14 protein-coding genes are annotated in these 16,523 nt (G+C 68.5%); 5 read left to right on the forward strand and 9 right to left on the reverse strand.

Features of this window, described 5'->3' with window-relative positions; genetic code table 11:
- Positions 1–34 precede the first annotated feature (34 nt).
- A complete protein-coding gene (locus G3T14_RS16230) occupies positions 35–529 on the forward strand; it encodes an ureidoglycolate lyase (RefSeq protein ID WP_163643581.1) in 495 nt (164 codons plus the stop codon).
- On the opposite strand, the gene G3T14_RS16235 is transcribed toward G3T14_RS16230, so the two are convergent.
- Positions 530–1,789: a Zn-dependent hydrolase gene (locus tag G3T14_RS16235; RefSeq protein WP_163643598.1), complete on the reverse strand. Its 1,260-nt coding sequence runs from the start codon at positions 1,787–1,789 to the stop codon at positions 530–532.
- Positions 1,790–2,001: 212 nt separating this feature from the next.
- Between G3T14_RS16235 and G3T14_RS16240 the strand changes: the two genes are divergently transcribed.
- The 4 genes from G3T14_RS16240 (at position 2,002) to G3T14_RS16255 (ending at position 6,432) form a co-directional block, all read left to right on the forward strand.
- Entirely contained in the window at positions 2,002–2,988 is a 987-nt protein-coding gene (locus G3T14_RS16240; protein WP_163643582.1) for an ABC transporter ATP-binding protein, read from the forward strand.
- Between the two features lie 28 nt (positions 2,989–3,016).
- On the forward strand, positions 3,017–4,291 hold the full coding sequence (locus G3T14_RS16245; RefSeq protein ID WP_163643583.1) for an extracellular solute-binding protein: 1,275 nt from the start codon (positions 3,017–3,019) through the stop codon (positions 4,289–4,291).
- 286 nt (positions 4,292–4,577) lie between these two features.
- Positions 4,578–5,522: an ABC transporter permease gene (locus tag G3T14_RS16250; protein ID WP_163643584.1), complete on the forward strand. Its 945-nt coding sequence runs from the start codon at positions 4,578–4,580 to the stop codon at positions 5,520–5,522.
- A 19-nt stretch (positions 5,523–5,541) separates the two neighbouring features.
- The gene (locus G3T14_RS16255) at positions 5,542–6,432 is read left to right on the forward strand and encodes an ABC transporter permease (protein ID WP_163643585.1); all 891 of its coding nucleotides are present in this window, start codon (positions 5,542–5,544) and stop codon (positions 6,430–6,432) included.
- A 124-nt stretch (positions 6,433–6,556) separates the two neighbouring features.
- Here the strand turns inward: G3T14_RS16255 and G3T14_RS16260 are convergent, their stop codons facing one another.
- The 8 genes from G3T14_RS16260 to G3T14_RS16295 all read right to left on the reverse strand — a co-directional run.
- Positions 6,557–7,582, reverse strand: coding sequence for an ABC transporter ATP-binding protein (locus tag G3T14_RS16260; RefSeq protein WP_163643586.1), 1,026 nt, complete (start codon positions 7,580–7,582; stop codon positions 6,557–6,559).
- Positions 7,579–8,634 carry an ABC transporter ATP-binding protein gene (locus G3T14_RS16265; RefSeq protein ID WP_163643587.1) on the reverse strand — a complete coding sequence of 352 codons (1,056 nt, stop codon included), beginning with the start codon at positions 8,632–8,634 and terminating at the stop codon, positions 7,579–7,581. Before G3T14_RS16265 ends, G3T14_RS16260 begins: the two co-directional genes overlap by 4 nt.
- Positions 8,631–9,560: an ABC transporter permease gene (locus tag G3T14_RS16270; protein WP_163643588.1), complete on the reverse strand. Its 930-nt coding sequence runs from the start codon at positions 9,558–9,560 to the stop codon at positions 8,631–8,633. Before G3T14_RS16270 ends, G3T14_RS16265 begins: the two co-directional genes overlap by 4 nt.
- Positions 9,560–10,513 (reverse strand): ABC transporter permease, encoded by a 954-nt coding sequence (locus G3T14_RS16275; RefSeq protein ID WP_163643589.1) that lies wholly within the window; start codon positions 10,511–10,513, stop codon positions 9,560–9,562. Before G3T14_RS16275 ends, G3T14_RS16270 begins: the two co-directional genes overlap by 1 nt.
- Positions 10,514–10,722: 209 nt before the next feature.
- On the reverse strand, positions 10,723–12,273 hold the full coding sequence (locus G3T14_RS16280) for an ABC transporter substrate-binding protein (protein ID WP_246733387.1): 1,551 nt from the start codon (positions 12,271–12,273) through the stop codon (positions 10,723–10,725).
- Positions 12,274–12,687: 414 nt separating this feature from the next.
- Positions 12,688–14,991, reverse strand: a complete 2,304-nt coding sequence (locus G3T14_RS16285) for a TonB-dependent receptor (protein WP_163643591.1) — start codon at positions 14,989–14,991, stop codon at positions 12,688–12,690.
- Positions 14,992–15,053: 62 nt separating this feature from the next.
- Positions 15,054–15,425 carry a DUF2946 family protein gene (locus G3T14_RS16290; RefSeq protein WP_163643592.1) on the reverse strand — a complete coding sequence of 124 codons (372 nt, stop codon included), beginning with the start codon at positions 15,423–15,425 and terminating at the stop codon, positions 15,054–15,056.
- Between the two features lie 26 nt (positions 15,426–15,451).
- Positions 15,452–16,523, reverse strand: a 1,072-nt coding sequence (locus G3T14_RS16295; protein ID WP_163643593.1) for a PepSY domain-containing protein, incomplete at its 5' end; no start/stop codon positions are given.

The following is a 16,523-nucleotide window of genomic DNA, read 5'->3' on the forward strand; positions in this document are numbered from 1 at the left end:
ATGGGCCGGCCCTGCCCGATCAGCCCCGGTGACCATGCCGCACGATGAACCCACCCCGCGTCGCCTGACGATCCGGCCGATCGATCCCGTCGCCTTCGCGCCGTTCGGGACGCTCCTGGACGCTCCGGCCGTTCCGCCGCGCCAGGATCGGGCGACCGCCCTGGAGAACGGGCGGCCCGGAGCCGCGGCCAACCTCGCCCTCATCCACAGCGAGCCCTGGGCCGGCCTGATGCCGCTCGGGCGCCTCGAGCGCCATCCCCATTCGAGCCAGGCCTTCCTGCCGCTCGCGGTGGACGCCTACGTGGTGGTGGTGGCCCCCGACCGGGACGGGCGCCCGGACGAGACGGCCCTGTACGCCTTCCGGGTGCCCGGCCATGTCGGCATCAACTACCGCACCAATGCCTGGCACGCCCACATGATGACGTGGGCGCACCCGGGCACCTTCGCGATGCTGGCCCATGAGGATGGCAGCGCGGGCGATTGCGTGTTCGCCGCCATCGCCCCGGTTCAGCTCGACCCGGAGGTCTGATCACGCCGTGGTCGCGGGCGCGTTGGCCAGGGTCAGCAGGGTTTGGAGCAGCACGTCGGCGCCGGCCGTACAGTCTGCCTGCGTGGCCGATTCCGCCTCGTTGTGGCTGATGCCGTCGCGGCACGGCACGAAGATCATCGCGGTGGGCACCTTCCCGGCGAGGTTGCAGGCGTCGTGGCCGGCGCCCGAGACCATCCGGCGGTGCGACAGCCCGAGCGCCTCGGCCCCCGATTCCACCAGCCCGACGATGGCGGCATCGAACGGCACCGGCTCCTTGCGCCAGATCCGGTCGAGGTCGATCGTCAGCCGGCGGCGGCCGGCGATCTCCGCGAGGGCGGCCCGCAACTCCGTCTCGACGGCGTCGAGGGTGGCGCTTTCCGGATCGCGCACGTCGAGGGTGAACTGCACCCGGCCGGGGATGACGTTGCGGGACGGTGCGGCGATCACCGCCTCGCCCATCGTCGCCACCGCGCTCGGGCCGTGGGCCAGCGCGATGCGCTCCACCGCGAGGGCGACTTCGGCCAAGCCGTTGAAGGCGTCGCGCCGGCGCGTCATCGGCGTGGTGCCGGCATGGCTCTCGAACCCGGTGACCGCCCCGTCGAACCAGGCGATGCCCTGCCCGCCCGCCACCACCCCGATGGTCTTGCCCTCGGCCTCCAGGATCGGCCCCTGCTCGATGTGGAGCTCGACGAAGGCTCCGATGGTGCGCGCGCCGAGGGGCTCCGTGGCGACGTTGCCGATGGATTCGAGCGCCTGTGCCACGCTGATCCCGGCGGCATCCTGGCGCGAGAGGATGTCTTCCACGGTGAATTCGCCGACATAGGCCGCCGAGGCCATCATCGCCGGGGCGTAGCGCGAGCCTTCCTCGTTGGTCCAGTTGACCACGAGAAGCGGGATTTCGGTCTCGATCCCGGCATCGTTGAGGGAGCGCATCACCTCGAGCCCGGCGAGCGTGCCGAGAATGCCGTCGAAGCGCCCCCCGGTGGGCTGGGTGTCGAGGTGCGAGCCGCAGGCGATGGGCGCCCGCGTCATGTCGCGGCCCGGCCGCAGGGCGAACTGGGTGCCGAGTTCGTCCACCCCGACCTCCAGCCCCGCCGCCTCGCACGCCGCACGGAACCAGTCGCGCACCTGTCCGTCCTCGGGCGACAGGGTCAACCGGTTGACGCCCCCGGCCGGGGTCGCACCGAAGGCCGCCGTCTCGACGATCGTCGACCACAGTCGCGCTCCGTCGACCCGAAGATTGTGCCGTGTCCCACCCATACCGGGTTCCTCGCTGCGTGATGGCGTCCCGATGCCGGCGGCAAGATGCATACCGTCGCATCGGCGTCGGCGCCTGTCCGTCCGCCAAATTTTGTTATTCTCTCCGGCCGGCGTCTTGAGGAGCGCGGCCCGTCCCGCCGGAACCGGTTCTGTCGCGATGCAGGACCGATATCTGGCCCGCCCCTTGCTCGCTCTCCGGTGGGGAGAACCGCATGGACGTCGAACTCATCCGCCTGACCAAGCTTTACGGCAACACGAAAGCCGTCGACGGCATCGACCTGAAGGTGCGCTCGGGCGCCTATTGCTGCCTCCTCGGTCCCTCCGGTTGCGGCAAGACCACGACCCTGCGGATGATCGGCGGCCACGAGACCGTGTCGAGCGGCGACGTGGTGATCGGCCCGCGGGCGGTCGGCGATGCCACCCCGTCCGAGCGCGGCACGGCGATGATGTTCCAGAGCTATGCCCTGTTCCCGCACCTCAATTGCCGCGACAATGTCGGTTTCAGCCTGAAGATGCGTGGGATCGGCAAGGCCGAGCGGCGTGCCAAGGCGCTCGCCATGCTCGATCTCGTGCAGATGGCGCATCTGGCCGAGCGCCTGCCGGCCCAGCTCTCGGGCGGCCAGCAGCAGCGTGTGGCCCTCGCCCGGGCCCTGGTCACCGGTCCAAAGGTCCTGCTCCTCGACGAGCCGCTCTCGGCCCTCGACCCGTTCCTGCGGGTGCGGATGCGGACCGAGCTGAAGCGCCTGCAGAAGGATCTCGGCCTCACCTTCATCCACGTCACTCACAGTCAGGAGGAGGCGATGGCGCTCTCCGACCTGGTGGTGGTGATGAATGGCGGCCGGATCGAGCAGGCGGCCGACCCGCGCACGATCTTCGAGCGCCCGGCCACCGCCTTCGTCGCCCGCTTCATCGGCGGCCACAACGTGATCCGCCTCGGCGACGAACGCATCGCCGTGCGGGCCGACCGGATGCGCCTCGGGGCCGAGGCCGGGGCCGACGCGGTGTCCGCCCGGATCGTCTCGGTGGAGTACCAGGGCACCAGCGTCCATGTCGGCCTGGAGGCCGAAGGCCAGGCCACCGCGGACGGTGCGTTGACCGCCATCCTCAGCGACGAAGCCTATGCCGCCCGTCCGCTGGCGCTCGGGCAGAGCATCCCGTTCGGCTGGGATGCGGCGGCCGCCCACCGCCTGAGCGCGTGACAGTTTTCCCCTGCGTAGAGGATCGAGCATGACCACCACGATCAAGCTGAGCCGCCGCACCCTGCTGCAGGGCGCGGGCGCCACCGGCCTCGCCCTCGGAGCCGGGCCGATCACCGGATTTCCCAACGTGATCGCCGCCGAGCCGGTGACGTTGCGCTACCTCGGCACCGCCGTGAACCAATCCGGCGACATCGCCCGCAAGGTCAAGGAAGATCTCGGGATCACCATCGAGTATATCCCCGTGGTCACCGACGAGGTGACCAAGCGGGTGATCACCCAGCCGAACTCGTTCGACATCGTCGATACCGAGTTCTTCAGCCTCAAGAAGCTGATCCCCTCGGGCAACATCCAGGGCATGGATGCCCGCCGCATCAAGCAGGCCGACAACATCACGCCGGTCTTCACCAAGGGCGAGGTCGGCGGCAGGAAGATAGGCGACCAGGGCACGGCGCCCAAGAAGGTATTCTACCTCGAAGGCCAGACCGGCAAGACCTTCGCCGGTTCGGCCACCGAGTGGATCACCCTGATCCCGACCACCTACAACGCCGACACGCTCGGCATCCGCCCCGACCTGATCAAGCGCCCGATCACCAGCTGGAAGGAGCTGTTGAACCCCGAGTTCAAGGGCAAGGCCGCGATCCTCAACATTCCGTCCATCGGCATCATGGATGCCGCCATGGTGATCGAGGCCACCGGCGACTACACCTATCCCGACAAGGGCAACATGACGAAGGCCGAGATCGACCGCACCATCAAGCTGCTGATCGAGGCCAAGCGCGCGGGCCAGTTCCGCGCCTTCTGGCAGGATTTCAACGAATCCGTGAACCTGATGGCGTCGGGCGAGACGGTGATCCAGTCGATGTGGTCGCCCGCGGTCACCAAGGTCCGCTCGCAGGGCGTGGCCTGCACCTACCAGCCGCTCAAGGAAGGCTACCGCGCCTGGGCCACCGGGTTCGGCCTTCCCAAGACCCTCACCGGCAGGAAGCTCGACGCGGCCTACGACTTCATCAACTGGTTCCTGTCGGGCTGGGCCGGGGCCTATCTCAACCGCCAGGGCTATTACTCGGCGGTGCTGGACACCGCCAAGACCCAGATGGAGCCCTACGAATGGGCCTACTGGATGGAGGGCAAGCCCGCCGCGCAGGACATCAAGGGCCCCGATGGCGGCGTGCTGGAAAAGGCCGGCGCCATTCGCGACGGCGGCTCGTTCGAGACCCGCATGGGCGGCGTCGCCTGCTGGAACGCGGTGATGGACGAGAACACCTACATGGTCCGCAAGTGGAACGAATTCATCGCCGCGTGAGGCACGCCGCGCCGATCCAGAGCGCTCTCTCCTGCCCGAAGGCACTCGCCATGATCCTGAACGCACGTGGATCGAGCGTTGGTCCCCTCTTCTGGAAGGAGAGGGACAGGGCGAGGTGTGTGGACTCTTCGGAGATGTCACACACCTCACCCCAACCCTCTCCTTCCAGGAGAGGGAGCCTGTCGCGACGCTTCGCACCAAAGGGGCCGATCGGAAAACACAGACTCGCCGCGACGTCCATTGCGGTGCGGGAACTGGGGGCGGAAACGCTGCCGGCGGCTCACGCATGACCGACGCCGTGCTCGCCACCCACGCGGAATCCCCGCCCGCCGCGGCCCACCAGAGCCTCACCGCGAAAACCCGGCGCCGGCGCGTGCTGGCCTATCTCCAGGCGGCGCCGATGGCGTTCGTCTTCCTGGTGTTCTTCGTGGTGCCGCTGGCCCTCACCCTGATGGTGAGCTTCTGGGAGTACAACGAGTACGAGATCATCCCGGCCTTCACCCTGCAGAACTACGTCGACGTGTTCGAGGGCTGCACGGCCACCACCGACCTATGCACCACCGTTCGCACCTACCTGTCGACGCTGAAATTCTGCGCGCTGACCTGGGCGTTCACCCTCGTGATCGGCTTCACGGTGGCGTATTTCGTCGCCTTCCACGTCCGCTCGAAGACGATGCAGATGGTGTTGTTCCTGGTCTGCACGATCCCGTTCTGGACCTCGAACGTGATCCGCATGATCTCGTGGATTCCGCTGCTCGGCCGCAATGGGCTCGTCAACGACACGCTCCAGGGCATGGGGCTCATCAGCCGGCCGATCGAGGGCCTGCTCTATTCCGATTTCTCGGTGGTGCTCGCCTTCGTCCATCTCAACACGGTCTTCATGATCGTGCCGATCTTCAATTCGATGGCCCGCATCGATCGCGCCTTGATCGAGGCCGCCTACGATGCCGGCGCCACGGGCTGGCAGACCCTGTGGAACGTGGTGGTGCCGTTGGCCAAGCCCGGCATCGCCATCGGGTCGATCTTCGTGGTCACGCTGGTGATGGGCGACTTCGTCACCGTGGGCGTCATGGGCGGCCAGCAGATCGCCTCGGTGGGCAAGGTGATCCAGGTACAGATGTCGGCGCTGCAACTGCCGGCGGCGGCGGCCAACGCCATCGTGCTGCTCGGCGCGGTGATGCTGATGATCGTCGCGATGACCCGGCTCATCGACCTGCGCAAGGAACTCTGAGGATGCGAGCCTCTCACCCATGAGCGACCGGCCCCGCTCCCTCGCCTTCTACGTCCTGGCCGCGTTCTTCTGCCTATTCGTTGTCTTCCTGTACGGGCCGACGCTGACGATCCTGGTGCTGAGCTTCCAGGGTCCGCAGGGCGGCCTCACCTTCCCGATGAACGGGGTCTCGACCCATTGGTTCGGCAAGCTCTGGGCCGGCCTCGGCATCGTCGATATCTGGGGGGCCTTGTGGCGCTCGCTGCGCCTCGGCCTCGTGGTGATGGCGCTTACCGTGATCATCGCGTTCTTCGCCGGTCTCGCCTTCCGCAAGCGGTTCGCCGGCGAGGGCGTGCTGTTCACGCTGGCGGTGGCGAGTCTGATCGTGCCCTCCATCGTGGTCTCGCTCGGCATCGGCCTCGAATTCAGGCTCCTCGACGAGGCGGTGAAATGGGCCGCCACGGCGACCGGCTGGGACTGGCTGCAGGAGCACGGCACCCTGATGGGGCTCTACACCTCGGCGCTCGGCGCGCACCTGACCTGGACGCTGCCGTTCGGCCTGCTGATCATGTTCGCGGTCTTCAACCGTTTCGATCCGGCCTACGAAGAGGCAGCGCGCGATCTCGGCGCCACCGGTCCGCAGACCCTGCGCCACGTGGTGGTGCCGATCCTCGGGCCGTCGCTGGTCGGCGTCGCCCTGTTCGGCTTCACCCTGTCCTTCGACGAACTTGCCCGCACCAGCCAGGCCATCGGCGGCCGCAACACCCTGCCGCTGGAACTCCAGGGGCTCACCACCACGGTGACCACGCCGGAGATTTACGCGCTCGGCACGCTCACCACGGGGATGTCGCTCGCAGTGATCGCCACGGCGCTGGGGGCGAGCCTGTATCTGCAGCGGCGCAAGGCGAAGGCCGGATTACGGATGGGCTGAACGCCGTCCGATTTCTTTTGGACAGCGGCGCACGCGCCGCGTCGGCGCGATGCCCCCACCTGAAGCGCGGTCACCCAAAAGCTTTGTGATCCGATTGCCCGCAGCGGCAGGACCGCCCAAACCGCTAAACCGCCGCCTCCAGCACCCGCGCCTTGTCGCCCGCGAAGGCCGCATGCGCCGCGTCGGTGCGCCAGCAGGCCGCCCGGTGGCCGGGTTCCACGGCGACATAGGCCGGCGCATCCACCCGGCAGCGATCCTCGGCGAGGAAGCAGCGCGGGGCGAACGGGCAGCCGGGCGGGCGGTTGGCGAGGTCGGGCGGGCTGCCCGGAATCGTCTTGAGGCGCGTGCCCTTGGAGAGCGCCCCGTCGGCGCGGCTGCGCATCAGGCCGATGGTGTAGGGGTGGTGCGGGTTCAGCACCACGTCGCGGGCCGAGCCCTCCTCGACGATGCGGCCGGCATACATCACCGCGATCCGGTCGGCGACTTCCACCGCCGCGCCGAGATCGTGGGTCACGAAGATCGTCGAGAGGCCGAGCTCCGCCTGCAATTCGCGCAGAAGCAGCAGGATCTGGATCTGCACCGTGGCGTCGAGCGCCGTGGTCGGCTCGTCGGCGAGCAGCACCTGCGGCCGGCAGGCGAGTGCGAGCGCGATCATCGCGCGCTGGCGCATGCCGCCCGACATCTCGTGCGGATAGGCGTCGAGGCGCCGCTCCGGGCTCGGAATGCGCACCCGCTCGAACAGCTGCAGCGCCCGCTTGCGCGCGTCCGCCGCACTGATCTTTTCGTGCTGGCGGATCGCTTCGGTGATCTGGCTGCCCACCGTGTAGACCGGGTCGAGCGCCAGCAGCGGCTCCTGGAAGATCATCGCCACCGCCCGGCCGCGCAGGGCCCGCAGGCCCTTGGCCGAGAGCGCCATCACGTCCTGGCCGGCCACCAGGATCTGGCCACCGATCTTCGTCTTGCGCTCGGGGTTGAGCCGCATGATCGCCCGCAGGGTCACGCTCTTGCCCGAGCCCGATTCGCCGATCAGCGCCACGGCCTGGCCGCGCTCGAGGGTGAGGTCGACGCCGTCCACCGCCTCGACCACGCCGCCGAAGACGACCTTCAGGCCGCGGATCGCGACGGCGGCTTCGTTCACGGATGTGGTCATGCCGCCACCGTCATCATGGGTGCCAGCGAATGGCCCGAGCCCGGCTGGCGGGCGAGGCAGGCGACTCGGTGGAGGGGATCCACCGGATCGAGCGGCGGCACCACGCTGCGGCAGACCTCCTCCACCAGGGTGCAGCGTGGATGGAAGCGGCAGCCCGGCGGCGGGTCGATGGGGTTGGGCGGATCGCCGGCCAGTGGCGCCACCTGCGTGCGTGCATCGGGGTCCATCGACGGCATCGAGGACAGCAGCGCTGCGGTGTAGGGATGGGCCGGGTTGGCCAGCACGGTGTCGGCCGGGCCGATCTCCACCACCTGGCCGAGATACATCACCGCCACCCGGTCGCAGATGAAGCGCACCACGTTGAGGTCGTGGCTGATGAACAGGTAGGTGAGGTTGAATTCCTGCTTGAGGTCCATCAGCAGGTTCAGCACCTGCGCCTCCACCGACTTGTCGAGGGCCGAGACCGCCTCGTCGAGGACCACGAGGCGCGGTTCCAGGGCGAGTGCGCGGGCGATGTTCACGCGTTGGCGCTGGCCGCCGGACAACTCGTGCGGATACCGGGCCGCGAAGCGCGCCGGCTCCAGGCCGACGCGGGCGAGCAGGCTGCGCGCCCGCTCGATGGCCTGGCGCTTGGGCACGCCGTGGACCTGCGGCCCGAAGGCGATGGAGCCCTCGATGGTCATGCGCGGGTTCAGCGACGAGTAGCTGTCCTGGAACACCATCTGGGTCTGGGCCCGGAACTCGCGCAGCGGCAGGGCACGGCTGCCGATCCGCTCGCCGTCGAACAGGAGGTCGCCCTTGTCATGGGCGATGAGGCCCATGATCAGGCGCGCGGTGGTGGACTTGCCGCAGCCGGATTCGCCGACGATCCCCAGGGTCTCGCCCTTGAGGATGCCGAAATCGACGCCGTCCACGGCGCGGACCACCGCCTTCTTGCCGCCCAGGCCCTTCTTGACCGGGAAGTGCTTGACGAGGCCTTCGACGGTGAGGAGCGGCTGGCCGGGGCCACCGCGATCGCGGTCGGTGGGAACGGCGCCGGTGAGCGTGCTCATGCCTTCACTTCCATCGCCGACCGCAGGCCGTCCGAGAACAGGTTGAACGAGATCGAGACGATGAAGATCGCCAGCCCCGGCAGCGCCGCGACCAGGGGGTTCACGTAGATCGCCGTGCGCAGGGTGTTGAGCATCAGGCCCCATTCCGGCTCGGGCGGCTTCACCCCGAGGCCGAGGAAGGACAGGCCGGACGCCAGGATCATCGACACGCTGATGAGGCTGGTGGCGTAGACGAAGATCGGTCCGAGCACGTTGCCGAGCACCTGCACCCTCAGGATCGTGAAGGTCGAGGCGCCCGAGAGCCGGGCCGCGTCGACATAGTCGCGCGAGCGGATCTGGGTGGTCACGCTCTCGGCCACACGGGCGATCTGGGGCACGAACACGCAGGTCAGCGAGACGATGGAGTTGAAAATGCCCGCCCCCAAGGCGCCCGAGAGCGCGATGGCCAGCAGCACCGACGGGAAGGCGAAGAACACGTCGACGGTGCGCATCAGCACGGTGTTCAGCCAGCCGCCGACATAGCCGGCGAGAATGCCGATGCCGGAGCCGATGACGAAGGCGAGGATCACCGGCGTGACGCCGATGAACAGCGACAGGCGCCCGCCCAACATCAGGCGGCTCAGCATGTCGCGCCCGAGCTCGTCCGAGCCGAGGAGGTAGGTGGAATCGCCGATCGGCCGCAGGCGACGCAGCATCGACCCGCGATACGGGTCCATCGGCGTGATCCATGGCGAAAACACCGCGACGAGCACGATGGTGAGGATGACGCAGGCCGCGATCATCGCCACGGGATCGCGCAGGAGCTTGCTCCCGACCTGCCCCCAGAACCCGCGCGAGGGCACGAAGGCGTCGGGGGTGGCCAGGGCCGGGGTAGCCCCGCCGGCAATGTCGAGGACCGGGGGGGCGGTGGGGGAAGCGAGCGACATCAGCCCCTCTCGATGCGCGGGTCGAGCGCCGTCTGGACGACGTCGACGATGAGGTTGAGAGCGACGAAGAACATCGCCAGCACGAGGATCGAGCCCTGGAGCAGGGGCAGGTCGCGCTGGAAGATCGCCGCGTTGAGGAGGAAGCCGGTGCCCGGCCAGGCGAACACCGTCTCGATCAGGATCGAGCCGCCGAGGAGGTAGCCGAGCTGCAGGCCCATGATGGCGAGCGCCGTGGGCGCGGCGTTCTTCACCACGTGCTTGAACACGCCGAACTCGCTCATGCCCTTGGCGCGCAGGGCGCCGACGAAGTCCTGGGCGAGGATGTCGCCGACGAGCGCCCGGATGGTGCGGGCGATGACGCCCATCGGGATCACCGACATCGTGACCGCCGGCAGGATGATGTAGCGCAGGTGGTCGAGGTCCGGTCGCCAGTTGCCCGAGCCGTCCGGTCCGGCGCCCGTGGGCGGCAGCCAGCCGAGCTGGGCCGAGAACACGATGACCAGCACCATGCCGAGCCAGTAATGCGGCACGCTCACGCCGAACACCGAGATCGCCGAGGCGGCCCGGTCGAGCACCGAATTGCGGAAATAGCCGGCGACGAAGCCGAAGAAGGTGCCGAAGGTGAAGCCGATGAGCGTCGCCACGAAGGCGAGGATCAGGCTGTTGACCACCGCGCGGCCGACTTCCTGAACCACCGGGCGCCCGGTGGCGATGGAGATGCCGAGATCGCCGTGCAGCACGTGCCAGAGCCAGAGGACATATTGCACCGGCAGCGGCTTGTCGTAGCCGTAGGCGGTGCGCATGGCGTCGATGGTCTCCTGCGTGGCGTCCACCGGCAGGATCGCGCTGAGCGGATCGCCGGGGGCGAGGTGCACCAGGAGGAAGCACACGATGCTCACGCCGATCGCGACCGGCGTGACGGTGAGCAGGCGTTGGAGAATGAAACTCAGCATGGTGCGGGGCCCTTGAACCCCTCCCCTCTGTGCGGGGGAGGGTGCCTGCGAAGCAGGCGGGAGAGGGGTCGGCTCAGGTCTGTTCGGAGACGGTGGCGCTCCCCTCTCCCGACCCACTGCGTGGGTCACCCTCCCCCGCGACGGGGGGAGGGTTCATGCGCAAACGCCGCCGATTACTTGCCCATCGCGAATTACTTGCCCATCGCGGATCATTTGCCCATCGAGATCGGCGAAAAGTCCTGGAACCAGTTCTGCGCCTGGACGAAGCCCTTCACCTTGGGGCTCAGGGCGCGCGGGTTTGTGTCGTGCGCCACCATCAGGAACAGGGCCTCGTTGACGTATTTCTCGTGGACCTTCTCCAGCACTTTGGTCTGCTCCACCGGATCGAAGGTGGTGCGGACCTGATCGAACAGCTTGTCCATCTCGGGGTCGCAGTAATTGCCCCAGTTGGTGCCGTTGGGCGCGGCGAGGTTGCATTGCAGGTGACGGATGAAGCCGGTGAAGGGGTCCTGGATGAAGTAGGAGAAGTTCATCCCCGTGGCCTTGCGCGACATGTCGGACTTCGCGCCCGCCCGCCACAAGTTGATCAGGGTGTTCCACTCCACCACCTCGAACTCGACCTTGATGCCGACATCCGCGAGGTTCTGCTGGATGAACTCGTTCATCGGCAGCGGCTGCATTTGGCCCGAGCCCGACGGCGCGATCAGGATCTTGGTGACGATCGGCTTGTTGGGGCCATAGCCCGCTTCCGCCAGGAGCTTCTTGGCGCCCTCCGGATCGTAGGTCGGCTTGAAGGTCGGGTGGCCGAACCAGGCCGAGCCCGGCGGCATGAAGCCCTGTGCCGGGATCATCAGACCGTTGAGCAGCTCCTTCATGCCCTCGCGGTCGACGGCGAGGTTGGCGGCCTTGCGCACGCGGATGTCGTTCCACGGCGAGCCCTCGACGCGCGACAGGTGCCAAGTCCAGTTGTGCGGATAGGAATTGGTGACGATGCCAAAACCGGCGGCCTTCAGCGAGGCGACGGCGTCCGGCGGCGGCGCCTCGATCCAGTCGACCTGACCGGAGCGGAGGGCGGCCACGCGGGCATTGGCTTCGGGCAGCGGCACCAGCACGAGCTTGTCGAGCTTCGGCACGCGGGCCTTGTCCCAGTATTCCTTGTTGGGCGCCATCTCGGCGCGCTCGCGCGGGGCGAACAGGGTCAGCTTCCACGGGCCCGTCCCCGACGGGGTCTTGGCGAAGGCGTCCCAGCTCTTGCCGAGCTTCTCCCACTGGGTGGGGGACGACATCATGATCCAGGCGATCTGGTAGGGTAGCGTCGCGTCGGGCGCCTTGGTGACGATCTCCACCGTGGTCGGGTCGATCACCTTGTAGCTGGCCACCGCCGGGATGCGCGAGCGCCCCTGGGCCGACTGGCGCGGATCGAACTGCGGCGCGTCGTTCTTGAGGAGCTTGTCGAGGTTCCACACCACCGACTCGGCGGTGAACGGGGAGCCATCGTGGAAGGTCACGCCGTCGCGCAGCTTGAACGTCCATTTGGTGTTGTCGGCCGGGTCCACCGTCCAGCTCGTGGCCAAGCCCGGCACCAGCACGGAGGGCTTGGTGGCCGAGGACAGGTCCCAGTTGATGAGCCCGTCATAGACCGTATAGCCCATGAACCGCATGCCCTCGCCGCCATTGTCGGCCTGACCGGTGGTCAGCGGGATGTCGGAAGCGGTCATCCCGATCTTGAGGACGCCCTGCGCAAAGGCGCCGGGCATCATCACGCCGCTCAGCAGGGAGGCAGCGAGGAGGCGGGTGGTCGACCAACGCTTAAACGAGACGATCATGCTGGCTCAGGTTCCCTCGACGGCGCTCGCGGATGGCGCGTCCGGACATCGCATCACGTATGCAAGAGCGGTGTATGCAAGCGCGCGGCCAACGCCGGCGGTGACCCGGAAGCCGGCGTGGAAAGCCGGTCGCCCCTCGGGGGCGGTTGGCGCGCGAATCGGCCGGACCCAGCGCCGGCGAGCGGCCGCTTTCGGCGCCTGCAGAGTGAGCGAACGCGGCTTTGCGGCGCAAGCGGCGCCCACAAAGTTTAAAAAATAGGCATTTCGGCGAAGGCGTCGCGATCGATGGCCGCCTGTCTGGTCAGTGCATGGGCAGTGCCCCGCCAGTTCCGGGCGGCCTGCAATCCCTCAGAACGACAGCTTCATCCCGCCGACGATGTTGCGCGGTGCGCCGGCGAAGACTGACCCCGTGGTACTCGACAGGAGAGCGGCGCCATTCTGCAGGCCCGTCGTGCCGCTGATCGTGTTGGCGAGGTTCTGGGCCGAGGCCACATAGGTCGCGTCGAAGACGTTGCGGACTTCGAGATAGAGGTTGAGGCGCTTGGCGTAACCTCCTGTCAGTTCTGTGGAATAGTGCACATTGGCGTTGGCGATGGCATATCCCGGCGCCTTCAACTGGTTGGCGTTGTCGATGAAGAATCCGTCCTGGAACACGGTCTCCACATAGGCGCCGAGTCCCGCGAGCGGGCCGGTCGTGTGCTCGTAGCCGATCCGGGCGAGGAGCTGATGCGCCGGAACGCCGGGGAGGCGGTTTCCGGCCCGGTCGAAGGGCACGCTGAAGCGTCCCGCGCTCAGCTGCTCGACGTAGCGCGTGTAGATCTGGTCGTCGAAGGTGTAGGCGAGCGTCCCCTGCCATCCCGGTGAGAACGCATAGGCGGCGGCGACCTCGATGCCGCGGTGTTCGGAGGCCGGGGCGTTGAAGGTGAAGCTCTGCAGGCCGGCGCCCGGCGATTGCGACACGAGTTCGTTGCGGAAGAACTCGTAGAAGCCGGTGACGCTGAGGCGCAGGGACTCGATCGGGGTCCAGTCGGCCCCGAGGTCGAACCCGAGGTTTTCCTGGGTCTGGAGCTGGGTGTTGTTGCCGGGCACGCCGGCCGACGTGATGAACAGGTTGCTTGCCGCCGGGGTGGTGTATCCGGTGGCGACCCGGCCGCGCAGGGCCCAGGCGTCGTTCGGGCGGTAGACCAGCGCCAGCTCCGGCGCGACGTTGAGGAAGCTGCGGTCGGCGGTGGCCTGCGTCGCGGTGCGCCCCGCCGCCGAATACGCGTAGGCGAGGCTTCTGCCCGTGATGGTGGTGTTTTCCGCGCTGATGCCGAGCACCCCGGTCCACCTGTACGAGAGCGCGATCTCCGTACGGACGCGGCCGCCCAGGTTCGACTGCACCGCCTCCTGGTTGCCGATGAGCGCGCCGAGAGTCGGGCCGCCATAGGGCGCGCGGTTGTAGGTGGTGATGTGGTTGTCGATGGTGTTGTAGGCGAGCGCGACGTAGCCCACCGCCGGCAATCCGAGGAGGTCGTAGCGCCGGGTCAGGTCGGTGAGGAAGTTCCAGGACGGATAGGAGCCCCGCGACGAGGTTGTATAGAAGGGCTGGTTGAAGTTGCGCTCATCGAAGCCGAGCTGCGTGCGCCACGTGGTCTGCGCGTCGAGGTCGTGCTCCCAGCGGGCGGCCACGATGGTGCGGCGGTCGTTGCGCCCGAAGGCGCCCTCGGTGGCGGTCACCGGCACCGTCGCGCCGAAGGCACCGTTGCGCAGCAGGTTGAACGTCGTGCAGCCCGCGGCTGCCGTGGCAGCGGCGGCGCAGCCGCGCTGGTACGGGTTGATGGCGAACTGATCGAGGGAAGAGCGCGCCGCCAGATCGGCCTGGAGCGTGTTGTTGATCACCTTGAAGGTGAAGCGGTTGTCGGGGGTCGGCGTGTAGCTCGCCGTCAGGTTGACGGTCTGGGTGTCGTAGCTGGAATGGTCCTGGTAGCCGTTGGCGCGGACATCGCTGGCGAACAGGCTGATCTCCACCGGGCCGCTGACGCCGCCGACGGTGAAGTAATTGCTGAGATACCCGAAGGCGCCCGCATCGGTGCCGATCTCGTAGCCGTCGATCTCGCGCCCGGTGCGGGTGCGGAAGGCGAGCGCGCCGCCGGTGGCGTAATTGCCGAACAGGGCCGATTGCGGCCCGCGGAACACGTCGATCCGGCTATAGGCGCGCGGATCGACGAGATCGAAGCGCGACGCGCCATCGGGCTGGGTCAGGATGAAGCCGTCCTCGAGGACGACCGTGTTCTTGGTGACGCCGGTGGAGCGGGCATTGTTGCCGCGGATCGAGATCACCACGTCGCGGGCGCCGTTGCCCTGCCGGACCGTGACGCCCGGGCTGTCGAGCAGCACCGAGCCGATGCTGGTGGCGGACCGGTCGGCGATGGCGCCGGCGCGCCCGACGCTGGTCACGACCTGACCGACCGGCCGTTCGATGACGACCGGGGCCGAGCCCATCGGCGCGGCGACGCCGAACGGGATGCCGCCGCCATCTCCGACCACGGAGACTTCCGCGAGGGTGACGCTGTCGGGCGCAGGCTGCGCCGCGGCTTCGCAGACCGCAAGCGGGGCGGCGGCGAGGATCACGGCGTAGAGGCGCCGGCCGTCAGGGGGACAGAAAAACATCGGAGTCACTCGTCTTATCGTGGGGTGGGCGTGTGGCGCACGCGGCGCTCGGGTGGCGGGGATCAGGACGGGATTGGCGGCCCGCGCGGTTGGCCGCTGTGACAGGGTTCGGTTCGCCCCCGTCCTGGCGGGGGAATCGACCAGGCGATGATCGTCGGGTGCGGCGCGTAGAACGCCTGCGGCGGCGAGGGGATTTTCGGCGCCGTCAGAGCTCCCATGCAGAGCGGGCAAGCCCCATGCCCGAGAGCGGGCGCCGGGGCGTCCGACGCGGCGGTCTCCGCACCGTGTCCGCAGATGACGGCACCGCGCAGCGGATCGGCGAGCATCCGCACCGTGGCGGCCGGCACCAGCGCCTGCAGCCACAGGCTCAGCGCCACCAGGGCGAAGCCGAGGAGCCGGTGCGAGCTGGTCGCCGAAGCGGACTTCTGGAACACGGGCGCTGCGCCCGTTCGCCGGTGTCTCAGGCCGCCCTTCGCCGCGCGACGCCCTGGCCGGCCAGATCGAGCAGGATCATCGCCAGGATCGCCGCGCCGGTGAGCGGGAACAGCGCGCCGAGGCCGAGCACCATCAGGGTCACGCTGGTGGCGACCCGGCGGTCGCGCGGCCAGGGCGGGATGCCGAGGCCGCCGGAGGGCCGGCGCTTCCACCACATCACCGCGGCACTTACGCTGAGCAGGATCGTGGCGAGGCAGAAGGCCAGCATCGCGAACTGGTTCACCCGGCCGAGATACTCGCCCTTGTGCAGGCCGATGCCGAATTGGATCGCCTTGCCCACGCCGCCGAGTTCGGAGAACGGCACGTCGACGACCGGCCGGCCGCTATATTGGTCGAGGGAGATCAGGCGCTGACGGGTGACGTCGCTTGGGTATGCGGCCGCCGCATAGACCCCGGTCTCGCCCACCGGCAGCGCCAATTCGTACCCGCGCGGCATGCCGAGGTCGCTCAGGATCGCCGCCGCCCGGTCGAGGCCGATCGGGGTGGCGGTGGCGGGGCCCGACAATGGAACCGGCGCGTCCTGCAGCGTCCAGCCGGTGGTGGCGAGGACCGTGCGCATCGGCAGCGTGGAGACGGCCTTGTCGGCCCACAGCGCCTGCGGCTGGCCGAGCCCGGCCCGGTTCGACCAGCTGCGCAGCTGCTGCCCCCAGACGATCGACCACGGCAGCCCCGTCAGCGCGAGGAAGAGAATGCCGGCGCCGGCGATAAGGCCGGTCGCCGCATGGAGGTCGCGCCACCACACCCGCCGCCGCGGAGTCGCGCGCAGGCTGACGATTCCGCCAGGTTGCCCACCGGGTTGCCCGCGCGGCCACCACAGGACGACGCCGGTGGCGATGAGGATGACGCAGAATCCCGCCACCACCTCGATCAGGCCGTTCGCCACCGGACCGAAATACGACAGGCTGTGCAGACGGCGGATCACCGCCATGACGTCCTGCCCGGTCGCCACGCGGTCGACCACGTCACCGGTATACGGGTCGAGTGGACTTGCCTCGGAAAAGTGGAGAGCTCTTTTTGTGAAGGAGGAGGTCTCCGAT

This window comes from Methylobacterium sp. BTF04, assembly GCF_010692745.1.
GTDB lineage: Bacteria > Pseudomonadota > Alphaproteobacteria > Rhizobiales > Beijerinckiaceae > Methylobacterium.

Excerpts from the sequence above, each read along its gene's own strand:
- G3T14_RS16260 (WP_163643586.1), bottom strand. The coding sequence starts at position 7,582 with ATGACCACATCCGTGAACGAAGCCGCCGTCGCGATCCGCGGCCTGAAG.
- G3T14_RS16235 (WP_163643598.1), bottom strand. The coding sequence starts at position 1,789 with ATGGGTGGGACACGGCACAATCTTCGGGTCGACGGAGCGCGACTGTGG.
- G3T14_RS16270 (WP_163643588.1), bottom strand. The coding sequence starts at position 9,560 with ATGTCGCTCGCTTCCCCCACCGCCCCCCCGGTCCTCGACATTGCCGGC.
- G3T14_RS16250 (WP_163643584.1), top strand. The coding sequence starts at position 4,578 with ATGACCGACGCCGTGCTCGCCACCCACGCGGAATCCCCGCCCGCCGCG.
- G3T14_RS16280 (WP_246733387.1), bottom strand. The coding sequence starts at position 12,273 with ATGATGCCCGGCGCCTTTGCGCAGGGCGTCCTCAAGATCGGGATGACC.
- G3T14_RS16265 (WP_163643587.1), bottom strand. The coding sequence starts at position 8,634 with ATGAGCACGCTCACCGGCGCCGTTCCCACCGACCGCGATCGCGGTGGC.
- G3T14_RS16240 (WP_163643582.1), top strand. The coding sequence starts at position 2,002 with ATGGACGTCGAACTCATCCGCCTGACCAAGCTTTACGGCAACACGAAA.
- G3T14_RS16245 (WP_163643583.1), top strand. The coding sequence starts at position 3,017 with ATGACCACCACGATCAAGCTGAGCCGCCGCACCCTGCTGCAGGGCGCG.
- G3T14_RS16230 (WP_163643581.1), top strand. The coding sequence starts at position 35 with ATGCCGCACGATGAACCCACCCCGCGTCGCCTGACGATCCGGCCGATC.
- G3T14_RS16255 (WP_163643585.1), top strand. The coding sequence starts at position 5,542 with ATGAGCGACCGGCCCCGCTCCCTCGCCTTCTACGTCCTGGCCGCGTTC.
- G3T14_RS16285 (WP_163643591.1), bottom strand. The coding sequence starts at position 14,991 with ATGTTTTTCTGTCCCCCTGACGGCCGGCGCCTCTACGCCGTGATCCTC.
- G3T14_RS16275 (WP_163643589.1), bottom strand. The coding sequence starts at position 10,513 with ATGCTGAGTTTCATTCTCCAACGCCTGCTCACCGTCACGCCGGTCGCG.